The sequence below is a fragment of the Spirillospora sp. NPDC048819 genome, assembly GCF_040650055.1.
Lineage (GTDB): Bacteria > Actinomycetota > Actinomycetes > Streptosporangiales > Streptosporangiaceae > Spirillospora.
Genome location: NZ_JBEZGN010000001.1, coordinates 426,949 through 445,222, shown reverse-complemented (window position 1 = coordinate 445,222; position 18,274 = coordinate 426,949). Strand labels below are relative to the sequence as shown.

16 protein-coding genes and 1 pseudogene are annotated in these 18,274 nt (G+C 69.1%); 14 read left to right on the top strand and 3 right to left on the bottom strand.

Going from position 1 to position 18,274, the window contains the following annotated elements; translation table 11 throughout:
* Nucleotides 1–23 precede the first annotated feature (23 nt).
* The 8 genes from AB0C35_RS02160 to AB0C35_RS02125 all read left to right on the top strand — a co-directional run bounded on the left by AB0C35_RS02160 (nucleotide 24) and on the right by AB0C35_RS02125 (nucleotide 9,050).
* The gene (locus tag AB0C35_RS02160) at nucleotides 24–1,109 is read left to right on the top strand and encodes an extracellular solute-binding protein (RefSeq protein ID WP_358449490.1); all 1,086 of its coding nucleotides are present in this window, start codon (nucleotides 24–26) and stop codon (nucleotides 1,107–1,109) included.
* Nucleotides 1,110–1,169: 60 nt separating this feature from the next.
* Nucleotides 1,170–2,960, top strand: a complete 1,791-nt coding sequence (locus tag AB0C35_RS02155) for an ABC transporter permease subunit (protein ID WP_358449488.1) — start codon at nucleotides 1,170–1,172, stop codon at nucleotides 2,958–2,960.
* An 18-nt stretch (nucleotides 2,961–2,978) separates the two neighbouring features.
* Nucleotides 2,979–4,169, top strand: coding sequence for an ABC transporter ATP-binding protein (locus tag AB0C35_RS02150; protein ID WP_358449486.1), 1,191 nt, complete (start codon nucleotides 2,979–2,981; stop codon nucleotides 4,167–4,169).
* A 193-nt stretch (nucleotides 4,170–4,362) separates the two neighbouring features.
* Nucleotides 4,363–4,977, top strand: a complete 615-nt coding sequence (locus AB0C35_RS02145) for a TetR/AcrR family transcriptional regulator (protein WP_358449484.1) — start codon at nucleotides 4,363–4,365, stop codon at nucleotides 4,975–4,977.
* Nucleotides 4,974–5,732 (top strand): maleylpyruvate isomerase family mycothiol-dependent enzyme, encoded by a 759-nt coding sequence (locus AB0C35_RS02140; protein WP_358449482.1) that lies wholly within the window; start codon nucleotides 4,974–4,976, stop codon nucleotides 5,730–5,732. The genes AB0C35_RS02145 and AB0C35_RS02140 overlap by 4 nt, the downstream gene beginning before the upstream one ends.
* Nucleotides 5,733–5,796: 64 nt before the next feature.
* Nucleotides 5,797–7,521, top strand: coding sequence for an alpha/beta fold hydrolase (locus AB0C35_RS02135; protein ID WP_358449480.1), 1,725 nt, complete (start codon nucleotides 5,797–5,799; stop codon nucleotides 7,519–7,521).
* A 128-nt stretch (nucleotides 7,522–7,649) separates the two neighbouring features.
* The gene (locus AB0C35_RS02130; protein WP_358449478.1) at nucleotides 7,650–8,291 is read left to right on the top strand and encodes a hypothetical protein; all 642 of its coding nucleotides are present in this window, start codon (nucleotides 7,650–7,652) and stop codon (nucleotides 8,289–8,291) included.
* Between the two features lie 84 nt (nucleotides 8,292–8,375).
* Nucleotides 8,376–9,050, top strand: a complete 675-nt coding sequence (locus AB0C35_RS02125; protein WP_358449875.1) for a hypothetical protein — start codon at nucleotides 8,376–8,378, stop codon at nucleotides 9,048–9,050.
* 110 nt (nucleotides 9,051–9,160) lie between these two features.
* Here AB0C35_RS02125 and AB0C35_RS02120 read toward each other — a convergent pair.
* Nucleotides 9,161–9,607: pseudogene (locus AB0C35_RS02120) on the bottom strand (ABC transporter substrate-binding protein); the annotation flags it as partial.
* 247 nt (nucleotides 9,608–9,854) lie between these two features.
* Here AB0C35_RS02120 and AB0C35_RS02115 point away from each other — a divergent pair.
* The 3 genes from AB0C35_RS02115 to AB0C35_RS02105 all read left to right on the top strand — a co-directional run bounded on the left by AB0C35_RS02115 (nucleotide 9,855) and on the right by AB0C35_RS02105 (nucleotide 12,515).
* Nucleotides 9,855–10,019 carry a hypothetical protein gene (locus AB0C35_RS02115; RefSeq protein WP_358449476.1) on the top strand — a complete coding sequence of 55 codons (165 nt, stop codon included), beginning with the start codon at nucleotides 9,855–9,857 and terminating at the stop codon, nucleotides 10,017–10,019.
* Nucleotides 10,020–10,047: 28 nt separating this feature from the next.
* Nucleotides 10,048–10,857 carry an FHA domain-containing protein gene (locus AB0C35_RS02110; protein WP_358449474.1) on the top strand — a complete coding sequence of 270 codons (810 nt, stop codon included), beginning with the start codon at nucleotides 10,048–10,050 and terminating at the stop codon, nucleotides 10,855–10,857.
* 1,286 nt (nucleotides 10,858–12,143) lie between these two features.
* Entirely contained in the window at nucleotides 12,144–12,515 is a 372-nt protein-coding gene (locus tag AB0C35_RS02105) for a hypothetical protein (RefSeq protein ID WP_358449472.1), read from the top strand.
* Nucleotides 12,516–12,712: 197 nt separating this feature from the next.
* On the opposite strand, the gene AB0C35_RS02100 is transcribed toward AB0C35_RS02105, so the two are convergent.
* Complete coding sequence (locus tag AB0C35_RS02100) at nucleotides 12,713–14,428, bottom strand: protein kinase (protein WP_358449470.1); 1,716 nt, start codon at nucleotides 14,426–14,428, stop codon at nucleotides 12,713–12,715.
* Nucleotides 14,429–15,448: 1,020 nt separating this feature from the next.
* A complete protein-coding gene (locus tag AB0C35_RS02095) occupies nucleotides 15,449–16,003 on the bottom strand; it encodes a TetR/AcrR family transcriptional regulator (RefSeq protein WP_358449468.1) in 555 nt (184 codons plus the stop codon).
* 84 nt (nucleotides 16,004–16,087) lie between these two features.
* Between AB0C35_RS02095 and AB0C35_RS02090 the strand changes: the two genes are divergently transcribed.
* Genes AB0C35_RS02090 through AB0C35_RS02080 form a run of 3 tightly spaced genes read left to right on the top strand, consistent with a single transcriptional unit; the run spans nucleotide 16,088 to nucleotide 18,174 of the window.
* Nucleotides 16,088–16,492, top strand: coding sequence for a nuclear transport factor 2 family protein (locus tag AB0C35_RS02090; RefSeq protein WP_358449466.1), 405 nt, complete (start codon nucleotides 16,088–16,090; stop codon nucleotides 16,490–16,492).
* 30 nt (nucleotides 16,493–16,522) lie between these two features.
* Nucleotides 16,523–17,839 carry an MFS transporter gene (locus AB0C35_RS02085; protein ID WP_358449464.1) on the top strand — a complete coding sequence of 439 codons (1,317 nt, stop codon included), beginning with the start codon at nucleotides 16,523–16,525 and terminating at the stop codon, nucleotides 17,837–17,839.
* A complete protein-coding gene (locus tag AB0C35_RS02080) occupies nucleotides 17,836–18,174 on the top strand; it encodes an alpha/beta hydrolase (RefSeq protein WP_358449462.1) in 339 nt (112 codons plus the stop codon). Before AB0C35_RS02085 ends, AB0C35_RS02080 begins: the two co-directional genes overlap by 4 nt.
* The last annotated feature ends 100 nt before the right edge of the window (nucleotides 18,175–18,274 follow it).

Below are 18,274 nucleotides of genomic sequence, written 5' to 3'. Positions count from 1 at the left end.
CCCCCGGCAAGGTGATCTCGATCATGACGCTTCACTCTTCCCCGCTCACCCGCCGCACCTTCCTGTACGGCGTGGCCGCCACCGGGGCGGGCGGCCTGCTGGCCGCCTGCGGCGGCGACGGCGGTTCCGCCGGCGCCCGCGGCGGCAGCCTGCCCGCCTCCCTCAAGGGTCTGGCCGACAAGGCCGCCAAGGACGGGACGGTGCGGCTGTTCGTCAGCACCGACTCCCGCTCACCCGCGCACGCGCGCAAACTTTCCCGGGCGCTGCGCGACGACACCGGCGCCGACCTGGACATCAAGTTCGTCAGCGGGGAGCCCGACCCGGCCTTCGCCAACAAACTCGTCCAGGAGGCGAAGGCGCAGGTCGCCCCGTCGATCGACGTCTTCGTCACCACGCCGCTGGTGGTCAAGCAACTGAACGGCGCGAACCTCGTCCAGCAGGTGGACTGGGGGTCCCTCGAGGGCGTCGCGCCGAAGGACGTGTGGAAGTCCTACAACGGCATCTACATCGCCGAGATCGCCCGCACGGTCATCTACAACACCGAGGCGATCGGCGGCACACCGCCCAAGACGCTGGACGACCTGCTCACCGACCAGTGGCGCGGCAAGATCGTCACCGCCGGGCTGCCCGACGTGTTCAGCCCGCTCGCCGCCGGGCTGGGCATCGACAAGATGATGGACTTCGTCCGCCGGCTGCTGGAGGACGGGCGGGTCTCGCTGGCCTCGGTCCCGACCGCGATCCGCACGCAGGTGACCAGCGGCGAGTTCCCCCTGGGGTACGGCATCCGGATCGGTGAGAGCCAGCGCCGGTCGCAGGCACCGGTGGACTACGCGCCGGTCAAGGTGCCGGCCGTGCCGCGCGTCGGACTGGTCGTCCAGGGGGCGAAGAACCCGTCCGCGGCGCAACTCCTCCTCTACTGGCTCAATGCCACCGACCAGGGCCGCAAGCTCGCGTACGAGGTCCTCGACTGGCCCCGCTACACCACGCCTGGAACCGACCTGTACAAGCTGGCGCAGAAGGCCGGCGGTGTCATGACCGCCGACCTCGACTGGTGGATGAACGACTACGAGAAGGCGAACCGCGAGGTGGCCGGGCTGCTGCGGAAGTAGCCGACCGCCCACGGCCACAAGGCGGCCGGGACCGAGAGAAACACCGGACCAGAAGAGGAAATGGGGTCGGACACCGTGTCGGCTGACCTGACCACCGCGCGCCCGGCCGAGCGCCGGAAGGCCCGGCCGGGGCCCGGCCGCTTCCGGTCGGGCCGCACCCGGCGCCGCCGCGTCGACCTCCCGCTGGTCGTCGTCGGAGCGCTGATCGCCCTGCTGTGCGCGCTGCTGATCGTGCCGCTGGCGGGTCTGGTGTGGGCGTCGCTCGGCCCGCAGGAAGGGTTCGGCGGCGGGAGCCTGTCGCTGGACAACTTCCGGACGGTCCTCGGGTCGGCCGGGCTGACCGGCACCCTGCTGCGCACGCTCCTGCTCGGCGTCGGCAGCGTCGCGGTCATGCTGGTCGTCGCCGTCCCGCTCGCCTGGCTGTACGCGAGGACGGACCTGCCCGGCAAGACGGCCATCCTGGTCCTGGCGGCGGTGAAGATGGCGATCCCGGGCTTCCTGGTCGCCCTCGGCTACATCTTCATGTTCAACCCCAGCAACGGGATCATCAACACGTGGTGGGGCGACATCACCGGGGGCGGCGCGCTGACCGACGTCTACACCCTGAAGTGGATCATCCTGCTGCAGGGGCTGGACTTCGCCGGGCCGGCGTTCTTCATGCTCGTCCCCACGCTGCGGGTGATCGACGCGAACGTCGAGGAGGCCGCGGCCGTCCACGGCGTCCCCCGGTGGCGGGCCGCCGTGCAACTCCTGCTGCCGATCGCGGCCCCGGCGATCGCGGGGGTGTCGATCTTCTTCTTCATCGCGGCCGTCGAGGTGTTCGACTATGCCGGGATGCTCGGGATGCCGGCGCGCATCACCGTCCTGTCCACGCTGATCTACCAGTACTCGCAGGGCGCCACCGGCGCCCCCGAGTACGGCAACGCCGCGGCGGTCGGGCTGGGCATGGCCCTGGCCATCGGCCTGATCATGCTCGGCTACTACCGGGCGATGCGCAGGGCGGACCAGATGGCCACCGTCACCGGCCGGCGCGCCGCCGGTGCGCCGATCCGGCTGACGCGGGCCGGCCGGTGGTCGGGGTACGGGTTCGTCGGCCTGTACGCGCTGGTCGGCGTGGCGCTGCCGGTGCTCACCCTGATCTGGGCCTCGCTGGTGCCCTACCTGCAACCGCCGTCGGCCGAGGCGTTCGCCGACCTGTCGTTCACCGCGTACACCGACGCCTCCTACGACCTGGCGGAGGTGCTGCCCGCGACACTGCTGCTGGTCGCGGCGGTGCCCACGGTCGCGGTGGTGCTCGCCGCCTGCGGGAGCTGGCTGGTCACCCGCACGCGGGTGCGGGGCAGGCGCGGGCTGGACGCGCTCATCATGATGACCCTGGCGGTCCCGTCGATCGTCCTGGCCGTCTCGTTCCTCTACGTGGGGCTGTCGACGTATCGCTGGCTGCCGATCTACGGCACCGTGGCGTTCCTCGCGCTGGCGGTGTCCGCCCGGTTCGTGGCGACGGCGTACCGGACGCTGCACGGCACGATGCTCCAGGTCCACGGTGAGCTGGAGGAGGCGGCCGCGGTCTCCGGAGTGCGCCGCGGCCGGTCGTTCGTGTCGGTGGTGCTGCCCGCCGTGCGGGGCAGCCTCGTGTACGCGTGGTTCTGGATCGCGCTGCTCACCATCCGGGAACTGACCATCACGGTGATCCTTTCCGGCGACGGCACCGATGTGATGTCGACGCGGATCTTCGGCTACAGCTCCGCCGGGGAGACCGGGCTTTCCGCCGCCCTCGGGGTCATGCAGCTCGCCCTGATCGCGGTGCTGCTGGCCGCGTTCTGCCGCGTCGCCCGCCGCCAGTCCTTCTAAGCCTCCAGGAGGTACACCATGATCGAGCTCGACGGCGTCACGAAGTCCTTCGTCCAGGACCGCGACCGCGTCCCGGCGCTGCGCGGGGTGTCCCTGTCGGTCGGCGAGGGCGAGTTCTATGTGCTGCTGGGGGCGTCGGGCTGCGGCAAGACCACGACCCTGCGGATCGTGGCCGGGCTGGAACGTCCCGATGACGGCACCGTGTGGATCGACGGTGAGCGGGTCTTCGGCCGCGACCCCGACGTCTGGGTCGGCCCGGAGGAACGGCCGCAGGCGATGGTGTTCCAGTCGTACGCGCTGTGGCCGCACATGACGATCCGTCAGAACATCGCGTTCCCGCTGCGCCGCGGCGTCCGGCGGCTTCCCAAGGACCGGGTGGCCGCTCGCGTCGACGAGGTGCTGGAGCTGTTCCGGCTGACCGAGCAGGCGGACCGGAAGGTCACCCGGCTCTCCGGCGGCCAGCAGCAGCGCGTCGCGCTGGCCCGGGCGCTGGCGCTGCGGCCCAAGGTCCTGCTCATGGACGAGCCGCTGTCCAACCTCGACGCCCGGCTGCGCATGGACCTGCGAATGGAGTTGAAGGACCTGGCCGCCCGCACCGGCATCACCTGCCTGCTGGTCACGCACGACCAGGAGGAGGCGATGATGCTCGCCGACCGGGTCGGGGTCATGGACGGCGGCGGAATCACCCAGGAGGACACCCCCGACCGGCTCTACAGCGCCCCCGAGTCGGAGTTCGTCGCGACGTTCCTCGACCGCATGAACCTCATCCGGTCGTGCTCGGTGACCGGACGCGGCCCGGCCGGCATCGAGGTCACCGTGGGCGGCGCGGACCTGCGGGTGGAGCAGGGCGATCACACGGTCGGTACGGAGTTGACCATCGGCATCCGGCCCGACGACATCGTCCTCCACCCGGACGGGGAGCCGGAGGGCGGCAACGGCGCCGACCCGCAAGGACCATCGGACGCCGAGGCCAACCTCGTGGCCGGACGCCCCGTCGGCCACCACTACCTGGGCGGCCTCTTCCTCCACCAGATCGAGACCCCGCTCGGGCTGCTGAACGTCCGTTCGCGGATCGCCCCCGACCGCCTCGTGGGCGGCCGGGTCCGCCTCCGGCTCCCCGCCGGAAGCCTCATCGCCATGTCCTCCCCAGCCCCCGACAAGGAGCGTGGTGACGCAGGACGTCCTCGATCTTCACCAAGCCGCCGCTGAGCCAGGGTGCAGCAGGCCGTGCCGGCAGCGCGCGATGGCCACGATCGGCTCCGGCGACGGCCCCCAGGCACTACCCGGCGTCCACGCCCGGCTGCCACGACGCCGCCTGCGGCCGACGTCGTCGCTTCGCGCTGTGGCCGTATTCGGCCATACGCCTTGACCCGGCGCTCATCCATGGGCAATCTGCCGAACCGTGAGCGCTATTCCTAATCGTGATAGGCGCACCGAACGCCGTGAGGCAACTCGCCGTGAGATCGTCGATGCGGCCTGGGACGTCGCCCGGGAGGCCGGGCTGTCGCACATCACTCTGCGTGAGATCGCGCGCCGGGTGGGGATGCGTTCGCCGTCCTTGTATTCGCACTTCGATTCCAAGAACGCCATCTACGACGCGATGTTCGCGCAGGCCTACAGCGATCTGCGCAGGGCGTTCGACGCATTGGAGCTACCGGCCAAGCCCGGCCGCCGGTCCCTGCTGATGGTGGCCGAGTTGTTCTTCGACTTCGCGGCGGCCGATCTGCCCCGCTACCAGCTGATGAATCAGCGGACGATCCCCGGCTTCACACCTACGGAGGAGTCCTTCGCCATCTCGCGGGACGGTCTCCAGGAGATGGCCGCGGTGATGCGCGCGGCCGGCGTGGGCGGCCGGGACGACCTCGACCTTTGGACGGGGATCCTCAGCGGGTTCGTCGATCAGCAACTCGCCAACGATCCCGGTGGGACGCGTTGGCGCCGCCAGCTACTGCGCCTGGTGGACATGTACTGCGATGAGGTCGGTGTGCCCGGCCCGCGTCTGAGGAGCATCCAGTGACCACGACCACGCGGGAGGCGCCGCGGGCGGCGGCACTGCCGCACGGCACGGCGATGCGGCTGGCCGCGGCGGAGTACCAGCGATGGGTGGATCTGCTCCGGTCACTGCGCGCCGAGGATTGGGCGAAACCCACCGAATGCCCCGGCTGGGATGTGCGCGCGATGGCCTCGCACGTGCTGGGCATGGTGGACATCGCCGCCTCGTACCGGGAGCAGCGACGGCAGATCAAGCTGGCGCGGGAACGCGGCGGGGTGTTCATCGACGAGCTCACCGCGCTTCAGGTCGAGGAGCGCGCCGGCATGACGCCGGGGCAGATCGTCGGGGGACTCGCCGCGCGTGCCCCCAAGGCCGCGCGCCGGCGGCGTCTGACGCCCGGGTTCGTGCGCCGCCGCCGGTTGGACCCGCCCCAGCGGGTCGGTGACCGCGACGAGCCGTGGACGATCGGCTACCTGTTCGATGTGATCCTGACCCGCGATCCCTGGATGCATCGTGTCGACGTCGTCCGTGCCACCGGGGCGGAGCACGTGCTCACGGCCGACCACGACGGGGTGCTCGTCGCCGACGTCGTCGCCGAATGGGCGGACCGGCACGGGGAGCCCTGCACACTACGGCTGACCGGCCCCGCCGGCGGGTCCTTTGAGAGCGCCCACGGGGGTCCTGTCATCGAGATGGACGCCGTCGAGTTCTGCCGCGTCCTGTGCGGCCGCGGCAGCGCCCGCGCCGAGGGGCTCCTGGACACCTTCGTCCCCTTCTGACGCCCTTCGGCCCCAATCCGTGGGACTCCCCAGGCCAAGCGCATCGAGCTGGAGAGAAGTTTCCGTGACTGACGTCGACAGCCCACCTGAGCTGCTCCAGTGGCGGCGAGACCTCGGCGCCGCCGATGCCCGGTTGGTCATGATCGCGGCGCAGCCGGTGTCGAGAGGGGGCGCTGTGCGGTTTCGGCTGCTGGGGCCGGTCGATTTGGTTGTGGGCCGGGAGGTGGTCGATGTGGGGTCGGCCAAGCAACGGTGCGTGCTGGCGGCGTTGCTGTGGAGGCCCGGGGCGGCGGTGCCGGTCGAGACGCTGATCGATCGGGTGTGGGGCGACGAGCCCCCGGCGCAGGCCCACAATTCCCTGTACTCCTACATCGCCCGGCTTCGCGCCCTCATGAACGGCACAAGCCCCGGCGGGTCGCTGACCCGCGACTCCCAGGGATACCGGCTGGAAGTGGACCCCGAACGCGTTGATCTGGCCCGGTACCAGCGCCTGGTGCGCCAGGCGCGCACCGCGACCTCGGCGCAGGAACGGCTGGCGGCGTTCGATCAAGCGCTGGCGTTGTGGCGGGCCGAGCCACTGTCGGGAGTGCCCGGCCCGTGGGCGCACCGCGCACGGGACGGCCTGGACCTGCAACATGGCGGGGTGCTGGCGGAATGGGCGCGCACCGCGATCGACCAGGGACGCGCCGAGGCCGTGGTGGACCGGCTGACGCAGGCGCGCGACCGCTACCCGTTCGCCGAGTCGCTGGTCGAGCAACTCATGATCGCGCTGTGCCGGACCGATGGAGTCGAGTGTGCGCTCAAGGTGTTCCGGGAGTTCCGCGAGCGCCTGTCCGACGAGCTCGGTCTCGAGCCCGCCAGGAGGCTGCGCGATCTGGAGGTGCGCGCACTTCGGGCCGATCCGGCCCTGGTCGGCACGCCGGAAGGGCACCCGCGCCGCTCGCCCGGCCCGGCCGCGCCGGTCAGGTACGTGCGAAGAGACCAGGTCCATCTCGCCTACCAGGTGGTCGGTCCTGAGCGGCCGGGCAGGCCGGACATCGTGGTGGTGCCCGGGCTGCTGAGCCACCTGGACCTGTGGTGGGAGGACCCCCAGACAGCCGGCTTCTTCCACCGGTTGGCCGCGCTCGGCCGCCTGATCATGTTCGACAAACGGGGCACCGGCCTGTCCGACCGGACGATGGGGGACGACTCGCCGGAGGGACAGGCCGGCGACGTACTCGCGATCATGGAAGCGTGCGGCAGCCGCCGTGCGGTGCTGTTCGCGATCTCCGAGGGCGTCCCGGTGAGCATCGCCTGCGCGGCCGCCCATCCCGATCGGGTCGCCGGTCTGGTCCTTGCGGGCGGGGCCGCACGATGGACGCCGGACGCCGACTATCCGTGCGGTGACCGCTTCGAGCGGGCGATGACCTCCCTCGAGAACACCGCGCGGCATACGTGGGGGCAAGGCGACACGATCGAATGGTACTGCCGGCACTTGGCGGATTCCCGCCGTGCCCGCGAGCTGGTCGGCCGGCGAGAGCGGATGTCGGTCAGTCCGAACGACTTCATCCGCATGCTCCGGCTGATCCCGGACATCGACGTACGCGATGCCCTGCCGGACGTGCGGGTGCCCACAGTGGTCCTGCAACGCCTGGACGATCGTCTCTCACACCCGTTCTACGGCCGCTACCTCGCAGAGCGGATACCCGGCGCCCGCTACGTGGAAATGCCCGGCGACCACATCATCTGGCTCGGCGAAACCGACCCGGTCATCACCGAACTCGCACAACTCCTCGCAACGGTCACCTGACCTCCGGACGAAGCGTTGGCGGAGAACGCGCTCGGCGCTGTGACCTGCGAATCAAGGTTCGTACATGGTCGATGTCATTGGATCCGGTATCGGCCTCGTCCGCAGCAAATGAGAATCGAGGATGCGCGTTGAATCAAGGATGCCTTGCCGTCCTGCTGAGGCTGTCGGGTTTCGCCCTCCTCTTGGCGGTCGCCGCCGCTGGGGCCTGGTGGTTCGAAGGGCGCGACAAGTACTCCGATGCGGGTGTACCGGTATCCAGGCCCCCCGCCGGTCATGCGACTCCCACCCCGATGGTCCCCGAACCCGAAGACGGCTCGGGCCTGGAAGAGATCAAATACGATCTACAGGAGGACGTTGTCGAGGTGGGTGGGGTGAGTGCCCCCACCACGGCCCAGTGTGAAGTTTCCGAGATCCCGCCGCAGCCCCGGACATTCAAGTGCACAGTCCAATACATGGGCCTGCGGGTGCCCTTCCGAGTCGATATCACCGACGTGACCAACGCGAGTGCGATCGGACTCTCCACATTCAGGTGGGACCAGCGAGCCGAACAGTTGCCGGTGACCCGCGCGGGCGTGCACGCGGAGTTCTGGCGGGATCGGACACGAGCCGGAGACAAAGATCTCCGCTGCGACCGGATCCCGGAAAAGACCCTGGTCCGGCCAGGCCGGACGAACTACTTCTGTTACTCCACCGACGATCGGAACAAGCATCACAGGTACGCCGTGGACGTGCGCGACACCGGATTGAACTTCCTCACCGCCCCGGACTGAGCCGAGGCCTTCGTTCGAACTGATCGACTCCCACCGGCTCGACTTCCTGTGAAGCGCCGCTGGGGTGTGAGGCAGACTTCGAAGGTGATCGAGATGCAGCCGGTCCTGGAGGTGTTCCCGCCGGAGGAGTTCACCCTCTGGCCGGTCGCCTGGTCGGAGCCGTCCGGATACCTGCCGCTCGGCGGCACGCTCGGACCGATCGAGGTCGGCACGGCGGTGATGCGGCTCGCCGAAGCCAACGACGTAGATCCCGAGGACGCTCGTCCACCACGTCCCGACGACGCACCCGGTGCCTTCCTGCACGGCCTGCTCACCATGGAGCCGCTCTTCGCACCCGGAGGGCTGCGAGTCATCGACACCGCGACGGGCACGGCAGTGGTGCCCGGTTGCTGTAGCGGCATAGAGGAATGGCGCGAATGGTTCATGCTCGTCGACGGGCACACATGGACCCCCTATCTCGGCCACGATCCGGATCCCCTCGCCGAACGTCACGGCGACATCGTCCGGCTCATCGTCGACGCCGAGCGCGATGACAGCCCGGTGATCGAGTTGCCCGTCGCCGACCTACGTCGTCTGCTGGCCGACACCGAACGAGACCTGATCGCCTTCCACGCCTGGCCGCCTCGTGGGCCGAGCGGCACATCCCCGCCCACGCTGCCTCGCTCACTGCCGCCCTCGCCCGCGCACTGGACGTACTGCCCGAGGCTCAAGCCCGCTGACCGCACCGGCGACTTTGGAATGGACCTTCCGAGGCCGTAGTGGTGCCCGCAGCCAGCGGACTTTCGCGCGCCGATCCCGCATGGCCGCCGCGGCCTTTCTCGGCAGGTGGCCGGCCGTGCTCTGGGGGCTCCGCCGTCGGCGGAGACGTAGCCGATCGGCGCGTCCGCGGGCGAGTCGGGGTGTTTGGCCTCGAACGCGGCGGCGACCTCCTTGGGACCGGGCATGTCTGCCCCGTAGGGCGCGTAGGACGTCAGGACGGTCAGGTGCTTCTCCAGGCCATCGCGGACGGGAGTGTCCAGCAGGGCCGGGTCGAACCCGGGCGCCTGCGTCAGGATCGGGACGTCCATGCCGATCGAGCGGGTCACGCCGGTGACGGACGCGGTCTGGCGGGCGGAGGCACTGAGCAGGATCGCTTTGGCGTCATCGGCCTTCAACCTGGTGACCTGGGCGGCGAGATCCGCATCGGTCGCCTTGATCTGGATTCCCTTCAGCGTCAGGCCGAGCCGCTCCGCCGCCCAGGTGCTTCCCTTGAACGCGTTGGCGCACTGTCGGTCGTGTCGATGTCCCCTTCTCTGGTGGTGACGAATGGCAAGCACCGGCCGAGAATGACATCGGTGCGCCGGGAGGGGTCCCGAGGTCTCCCCGCATTCTTGGCTCGTGAGACGGCGAGGGCAAGGTCACAGGTGATCGCGGAGGAGGTGTCATGAGTAGCAAGCCAGGCCAACAGTCGATGGTCACGGTGACGCGCTGCCCGGCCTGCGCCGCCGCGCACCTGGCCTGGCCAGAAAGGTGTGGGCCGATGGCTGCGCCGGGGCCGCTCAGGGGGGCGGGGCGGCTTTCGGATTGTTCGAGTCCCGCGCCCATCTCGCCGTCATCGCGCTCACCATCTACGTGATCATGAACGGTTCCGTCAAAGGGGTACCGGTTGATGCTCTCGACTTGATTCGCGATTTCCCGTCGATTAAGGAAAAGCCGACGCTGGCTGGCAGTATGACGACGGTTGGGTGACGGTCATCTAGATGAAAGGAGCCGATACATGCCAATAGATCCGCCTGGACGCTTCCTGGAACGCTCGAAGGTCAGCCTGCTGTCAAAGGACCTCGGCAGTCTCGCCCACGGAGTTCCGCAGGCCGCGGTGTCGGGAACACTGTTCGTCATGGGTTCGCACGGCGGTATGCGGGTGGCGCCCGACGCCGGTTTCACCCTGTTGTTCGGCCGCAGCGAACGCGACGTCCATGTCTGTGTCGGTGCCGACGACCGGCAGGTCAGCCGTCGGCACGGATCCATTACGCGCGAAGGCTCGAAATGGGTGCTGCGCAACGTCGGCAAGCGGGCGATCCGGTTCCCCGACTCACAGATTGTTCTCAGCGGTCAATACGCGGAATTGCCTTCCACATACGCGCCTCTGTTCATCGTAACCGAGGGGCGGCAGCACCTTCTCGAAGTACGGATCGCCATCGGAGGAATGTGGCCGAACGGACCGGCGGTGCACGAGGACGAGACCGACAACCCCAAGGCATGGGACCTTTCGGAGGAAGAACGCCTGGTGCTGGTGTGTCTCGCTCAGCGCTATCTACGGCAGGAACCGCAGCCGCAACCGCTGACCTGGTCCCAGGTCGCAGAGGAACTTCACCATCTCCAACCGCAGCGAGGCTGGACGAAAAAGGTGGCCCCGCATCTCGTCAAGACCGTGCGCGAGAGGCACAGTTCCCGGGTGGCCGGGCTGCTGGAAAAGGAGATCCCCCCGCCGATCGGCAACGCGCTCAACCACAACCTCATCACCGCGTTGCTGGTGCGCGGGGTCCTGACACCGGAGGACCTCGACCTGCTGGAGGAGCCCCGCTAGGCGGTTCCGTCGTGGGAATCGGTGTGGTTGTTACCGGTGGTGGAGCCCGACATTCCCGCTCCCTCGACGCCGTCCACGGAGACCGGCCTGCCCCGTCCGAAGCGGTAGGCGACCCGCCATCTGGTCGGCCCGGGCGGTATCTGGACGATCCTCCGGCAGGGTTCAGGATCTGGACGACCGAAGGCCGATCCCCGGGTCTAGGAGCAGACAGGCCCCCCATGAGATCGGACATTCCGGCCCTAGCGATGCCGCTGAGATCGGCTTGGGTCGACATCTCGCGCCGTAGGGTGGCTGTCTTGCCGTTCCCGCGGAACGGTTCCTTCCCGGTCGCCGCCTATCCCAGGACCGCACCGTAGGAGAAGACGTCGCTCTTCGACCGGCCACGCTTCGTGACGCCTGCTCGGGCGACATGAAATCGGGCGTCCCCAGCAGGGCGTCGGCCTTGGTGACCGCCGTGCCGTCCTCCGGCCGTGCGATGCCGAAGTCGATCAACCGGGGGCCTCGGCCGTCAGCATGATGTTGCCCGGCCTTCAGATCGCGGTGCGCCAAGCCCACCCGGTGGATGTCGGCCAGCGCCTCGGCGAGTCCCGCGGCCGGCACAGGCACCGTCGGCACCGTGAGGGCAGTGGTGATCCTGACCGCCTCCCGCAGCGTCAGTCCCGGCAGACAGGCGGTGACAGCCATGGCACCCGAGCATCCGGACACGCGTCCAGGATGGGCGCGTTAAACGTATCGGCCACCTCCCGCCGGAACCAGTTGGAGCCCCGCGAGCAGGCCGTGCTCGACCGGGGCGCGGCCGTGGCTACATGCTGCGCATGAGAGCGGTCCTCCGATCCACCGCCCGCTGACTGCGGCTGGTTCGGGAACGGGTGCCTCAACCTTGATGACCAGGGCGATGGCGGTGGTGCGTCGCTCACGCGGGCGTCGGGTGGACGGGCCGTGCGCACCACCGCCCGTTGTTGCGGCGGCTTGCTCGGACGCACGTCCCACACGTCCCAGGCGAGCTCGGGACCCCTCCCGAGATCGGCTTGTTAGCCTGCCGCCCCCGTCGGATGAGGAGACCAGGCCGCATGTCGAACCGCACATCGTCAGGACGTCCAGCCGTACTCGATCGCTGTCGGGTCAGCGCTTGGGCGATGCTCATCATGCTGGGAGTCGGAGGCTGCGGGGTCTTCGGCGGCGAGTCCAACGACTCCTCTGCGCAGGGCTCGGCGTCAAAGCCCCCGGTGACCCCCGCGGACGGCACGAACGTCTCGGCGTGCGCCGACGGGAACTGCGAGGTTCTGGTGTCCGGTCCCGTCGACATCGAACTGAACGGCCATGGCGGGATCGACACGCTGTCCGTGGTCAAGGTCGCACCGCCCGGACTCAGCTTCAAGATGAAGTCGGACGGTGGAACAGGATCCGGTGCGCTCGACCCCAACTGCACACTCAAACTTCACAAATACGGCCAAGGCACCTCGTGCGGCGGCAACCAACCTCCGCCGCCGGCAGAGACCGGGGTCTTGGCGCTGCAGGTGGCGAGCACGGCGAAGGGCGGTGTCGTCCTCCGGCTCGTTTCCGGCGATGTCGGTGAGCCGCCCGCCTCGATGCGCCCACCGATGATCGACCCCCCTTCCTTCCCGTCGGACCTTCCCGGCGGGCCCCTGGACGAGTAGCGCGACCCGGCCGAGCCAGCGAGCTGGTCAAGCTTTGTCACAAACGCTGGGGTGATAGACCGGATCGGCCTACTTCGCGGTCAATAGGACCAGCGCCATCTGGACCAACTTCGGATCGCCCTTGGTCACCTGCTGGACGTTGGCCGCTATGGCCGCCGCGACTTCTGCCGGATTGCCATCGCTCACTGTCGTCCGCATTAGCCGCTGGGCCAAACGATGGTCTTGGACCTGGCCACCTCGGTGCCGTTCTTCTCCACCACGATGTAGACCTTCTCGCCCACACCGTTGTAGTCGAAGCGGTCCGTGTCCGCGTAGCCGCTGCTGTTCGTGGTCACCGCCGCGCCGGAGTTGGAGTAGTCGTCGGTGGGAGAGACGGGCTCGATGTGGTACTCCGTGTTCGGCTCGAAGCCGGACATCACAATGTGCATTTTCGCGCACTCCGGCGCCTGGCAGGTCTCGTTGTAGTCGCCGGTCCGGCCGCGGGTGAGGACGACGACCGGTCCTGCCGGCGGCCTCGACGACACGGAACGGGACGTGGACGTGGTCGGCGTCGGTGTCGGCGTGCGACTGGGCTTGGTGGGCGTGACCGTGGGCGTCACCGCCTTGGACGGTCTGGCCCTCGTAGTCACCGCCATGGTCGGTCTGGCCGTCGTCACCACCGCGCCCGGCTGATTCGCTTCCGGTTCCGACCCGAATGGGGCGCAGGCGGCTACCACACCGGTCGTCACGAGTAGGACCACCGCGGCGGAGGCCGAAATCGCGATAAGCCACTTGCGGCGAGAGGGTTCGCCGTCGCTCTTGGGATGTCGTGGCGCGGCCGAGGGCGACATCGGGTCCGTGGCCGGCGGCGGGCCCCCGGCCACTTGACGGACGGGCGACCGGTCCCCGGCGGTGTTCATGGCGGCCTGCCGGGGCATGGCCGCTGCGGCGTCGGCCTTGTCCGGGATCGTCGGACCGGCGCCCCCCTGCGGCACCTCGGTGGCCTGTGGCGTCTCGGGTTCGGGTGGCATCCCGGGGCCCCGCGCCGGGGCCGCGGCGTCGGGTGCCGTCAGCGAGTGTTCGGCGACCATCTCGATGAGGGACGCGGGCAGCCAATCCTCATGCCTGGCGTCCGGGGCCAGGCGTTCGATCAGCTCGGCCACGTCCGGACGGTCCGCCGGTGCCTTGGCGAGGCATCCGGCGACGAGGCCGCGCAGCGGGTCCGGCAGGCCGGTCAGGTCCGGTTCCTTGTCCAGGATCCGGTAGACCGCCGCCGCGATCGAGGTCGCGGCGAACGGGCTGCGTCCGGTAGCCGCGAACGCCAGCACCGCGCCCAGGGAGAAGACGTCGCTGGCCGGGCCGAGCTCGTCGTCGTCCCCGCGCGCCTGTTCGGGAGACATGTACGCGGGCGTGCCGACCAGCGCGCCCGATGCCGTCAGCGTGGACGCGTCCTCCAGGTGGGCGATGCCGAAGTCGAGAATGCGCGGTCCGTCGGCGGAGATCAGGACATTGCCCGGTTTGAGATCGCGATGGACCAGCCCGCACGCGTGCACCGCCGACAGGCCCTCGGCGATACCTGCGCCCAGGGTCAGCACGCTCGCGGGAGGCAACGGCCCGTGCTCGTTCACCGCGTCTCGCAAGGACGGGCCCGGGATGTAGGCGCTGACGATCCACGGCGGGTCCGCCTCGGCGTCCACGTCCACCACCTGCGCGGTGTGGAACCCGCCGACCCGGCGCGCCGCCTCCACCTCCCGTCGGAACCGGGTGCGGAAGGCGGGCTCGTCCGCGACCGACGGATGGATCACTTTGACCGCGACCGGGCGCCCGCCGGGAGAACGCCCCAGGTAGACCCGGCCCATGCCGCCACTGCCAAGCCGTCCGAACAAGCGGTACCGACCGAGGATCCGAGGATCGGATCGGCGTAACGGTTCCATATTCAGCTGTCCCCTTCGCAGCCTGATAGGCGACGCGGTGTCCGGAGCCCGCAAATGAGAGTCCCACAAGACCCTCTCATCATTTCATGATGTCACCGCACGTATCGCCTATAGTCATAAAGCCGCGTCAGTGAGCCTGGTCGTCCTGCATCAAGCACGCCGGCACTCATCGGTGAACACCGGCAGCCGTTCCTTCCGAGGCCGATATTGTCCGGAAGACCAGGTGAAACCGTCAGCGCAAGAGTGCAGAACCGGCTGCGCCCGGCACCCACACGAGCTCGGCCCCGGCCTGGCCGTGCCTCTCCTGAGGTCCCGGAACTGCTCGGTGCCCCGCCAGTACAACGTCCACAGCAGCTTCTTCAACGCGTCTTCGTCGAGACCGGCCAGTTCCCTGTAGAACGCGTCCTAGTTCATCCGCTTCGTCGCCACGACCGACGATCGTAAACGCTGGAACTTGCCTGCGCCCTCCGTCCGTTGACTCGCGCAGCCGCCGGGCGCGGCACGGTCAGGAGTGGGAGAGGACGGCAACGGCAGCCGCAGTGCAAGGGCGAGACGTTAAAGCGATCAGGGGCCCGATCAGGCGAGCAATGCGGAAGGCGCCGCGTCCGGGACGACGTCGATGTTTCGGCGTCATAGCCGACGGCTCATGTCGTCAGATCGGAGTGTCACCTCATCCCCCGGGAGGCCTCCAAGATGGCGATCCGAGAACAGTCGTCTCATGACCCGTTCGGCGAGTGGGCGAAGCACAAAGGGCGGGCCCGCCGCCGAAAGGTCACCAACGGTGCCCGACCGGCCGCTACCTCGGCGCCCGGCCCCCTTACGGGTACCGGCTCGTGGACGCCGGTCCGCACCCGAACCAGGCGCACGCCCAATGGTCGGCGTAGGGGACGTTGAGTCCGACGACGCCGCGCGACGTGCCGAGCACCAGCATCCCGACTGCCAGGGTCGGTCCATGGCCCGCAGCGTGGACACATCACGGCGCGAGGGGCTGTCGCACGCTCCGCTCCGAGTGCTGCCGGCTCAGAGGATGGCCTCGGCGACATCGCGCGCGGTGCGGGCTGGATGTTCAGCGTCGGTGGTTGCGCCCATCACGAGGGTGCCCTCGATGAGCAGGTGAATCTGCTCGGCCGCCCGCTTCGAGTTGGGGTGGCCCAACGCTTCGAGCTCGCGTACGAGCAGGGCGCGCAGCCGTCGCCGGAATGCCTCGGTCTCCGCATGTGCCGGGTGGTCGGGGTCCGAATGTCCGAGGTCGGCGGCGAAGTAGCGGCAGCCGCGGAAGCCGGGGTCGGAGACGAGCTCGTCGAGCTGGTCGAACAGCCCCAGGAGCCGCGCCTTCGGATCGTCGGCCCTGCCCAAGGCGTTCTCGTACCACGCGATGTCGTCCTCGGCGGCGCGGTTGAGGACGGCGGTGACCAGCCCGTCCTTGCCGCCGAAATGTTCGTAGAGGGACCTTCGTGCGACGTCCGCCTCCTTGAGCAGCGCGTCGACGCCGACCGACGTTCCGCGGGAGTAGAAGAGCTGCTGACCTGCCGCGAGCAGTCGTTCGCGCGGGCCTGGTGAGCGGTCTCTCGCCATCGGTTCCCGACCTCCTCTTGACAGTAGATCGACCAGTCTATACCTTGCCGGTAGATCGACTGGTCTATCTACGGGAGAGTCAACATGACCGCCACGCGAGCCACTCGCACCACCGCCGAGACCATCGCGCTGTTCGACGCCGCGTTCCAGGCCGGCGATACGACTGCGCTCGCCGACGTCGTCCACGACGACTGCGTGATGGTGTCCGCCCAGCCGGCGCCCGACGGCACCGTGTATGTGGGGAAGGACGCCTGCCTGGACTTCTGGGCCGAGTTGATGGCCGACCCGTCGACGACGTTCGAGGTCGAGCACGTTTTCACCGCCGACGAGTGGGCGGCGGTTCGCTGGCGCTACCGCTTCGGACCGAGCGACGAGGAATCGGTCCTCGGGGTGAACGTCACGCGGGTCAGCGACGGGCGTGTGATCGAGCAGCTCGGCTACACCAAGACCCCCGGCGAGGTGCTCCCGCTTCCGGAGCTCGCCGAGTAATCGGCGACGAACACGGAAGGACGTTGCCTCGTGATCAGCCTGACAGAGCCGGGCATGGCATCAGCGCAGCTCTCGAGTCGCCGGATGTGGACGATCCTGGGCTTGGTGCTGCTCGCCGACGCCCTCGACGTGATCGATGCGACGGTCACGAACATCGCGGCCCCCACCATCGCCAGCGATCTCGGCGGCGGGGAGCGCCTCATCAAGTGGCTGGGGCCGGCGTACATGCTCGCCATGGGAGTTCTGCTCCTGGTCGGCGGACGGCTGGGCGACAAGTTCGGCCAACGCAGGCTCTTCCTGATCGGCTTGAGCGGCTTCACCCTGGCCTCGGCCGTCGCCGGGTTCTCACTGGCGTTCGGGCTATTCGGCCCTGTTCTCGGCCTCTCCAGCGTCGGCGGCCCGGTCCTCGCCGGCTTCATCATCAGTGCCGACCTGTTCGGTCTATCGTGGCGCCCGATCTTCCTGGCGAACATCGTCCTCGGCGCTGTCGGGCTGGTCATGGCCGTCAGGATCCTGCCGCGGGACGACGACGGCGACCGGTCCACCGTCGTCGACGGCTGGGGCTCCGGCCTGCTTGCGGCAACCATGCTCGGACTGCTGTACGGCCTGATCGAGGGGTCGACCCACGGCTGGAGCGCCGTCCCGGTCGTCGCGATCGGCCTCGGCGTGCTGTCCTTCGCCGCCTTCGCCCGCCGTCAGCGCACCGCGTCCCACCCACTCATCGTGGCCTCGCTGCTGAAGAACCGAGGTTTCACGTCGGGCATGATCGTGGGCCTGGTGGTCTTCGCCGCCAGTACGGGTCTGTTCTTCGTGTTGTCGCTGTTCTTGCAGGAGGGGCTGCACGCAAGTCCGCGAGACGCCGCGCTCGGCCTGGTGCCGCTTACGGTGGGCCTTATCGCCGCCACGTTCGCCGCCATGGGGGGCCTGGTCGCCAAGCTCGGACGCCGACTCGTGTTCATCGGCCTGACCGTCAGCCTCGTCGGCTGTGGATGGATCCTGGCCCTCGTCGACGGCTCCGGGACGAGCATCAGCCTCTGGGCGATGGCACCGGCGTTCATCGTCATCGGCGTCGGTACCGGTCTTTGCTTCACCACGATCCCCACCGTGGCTCTCGGGGACGCGAAGCCCGACGAGGCCGGCAGTGCCAGCGGCTCGCTCAGCTCGATCCAGCAGCTCGCCTCGGCGATCGGTTCGGCTGCGGTCACGTCGGTCTTCTTCCACGCCGCCGGTGCCGGTCTGGCTCATGCCATGGAGGTCACGTTGGTCGTCGTTCTCGCTGCCATCGCCCTGAGCCTCCCTGTGGTGGCTCTGATGCCCCGCGCGGCCGCATCGGAGCCTGAGCAGTGAGCGAGCGGCCGGTGATGACGTCGGTGAAGGTGAACGGTGTGGAGCTCGGCCTCGAAAGCTTCGGGCGCGTGGACGATCCGCTGGTCCTGTTGGTCGGTGGTACGACGATGCTGTCCTGGCCCGACGCGCTGTGCGAGCGCCTCGCGTCGGGGAGGCGGCGCGTGGTCCGCTACGACCTGCGTGACTCCGGGGCGTCGACGACCCTCAACCCGATGAAGCCCGCGTACGACCTGCGGGATCTCGCGACCGATTCTGTAGCGCTGGTAGGGGCACTCGGTGCCCGGACCGCCCATCTCGGTGGGGCCGGTGTCGGTGGGATGCTCGCCGCGATGTGATCGCAAGCTCGTCCAGTACGGGGCCGCGCTGGATGCCGGAGCCGACCCGGCGGAGGTCACCGGCTGGATCAATGAAGCTCCATGTACGGCGCGGCCAATC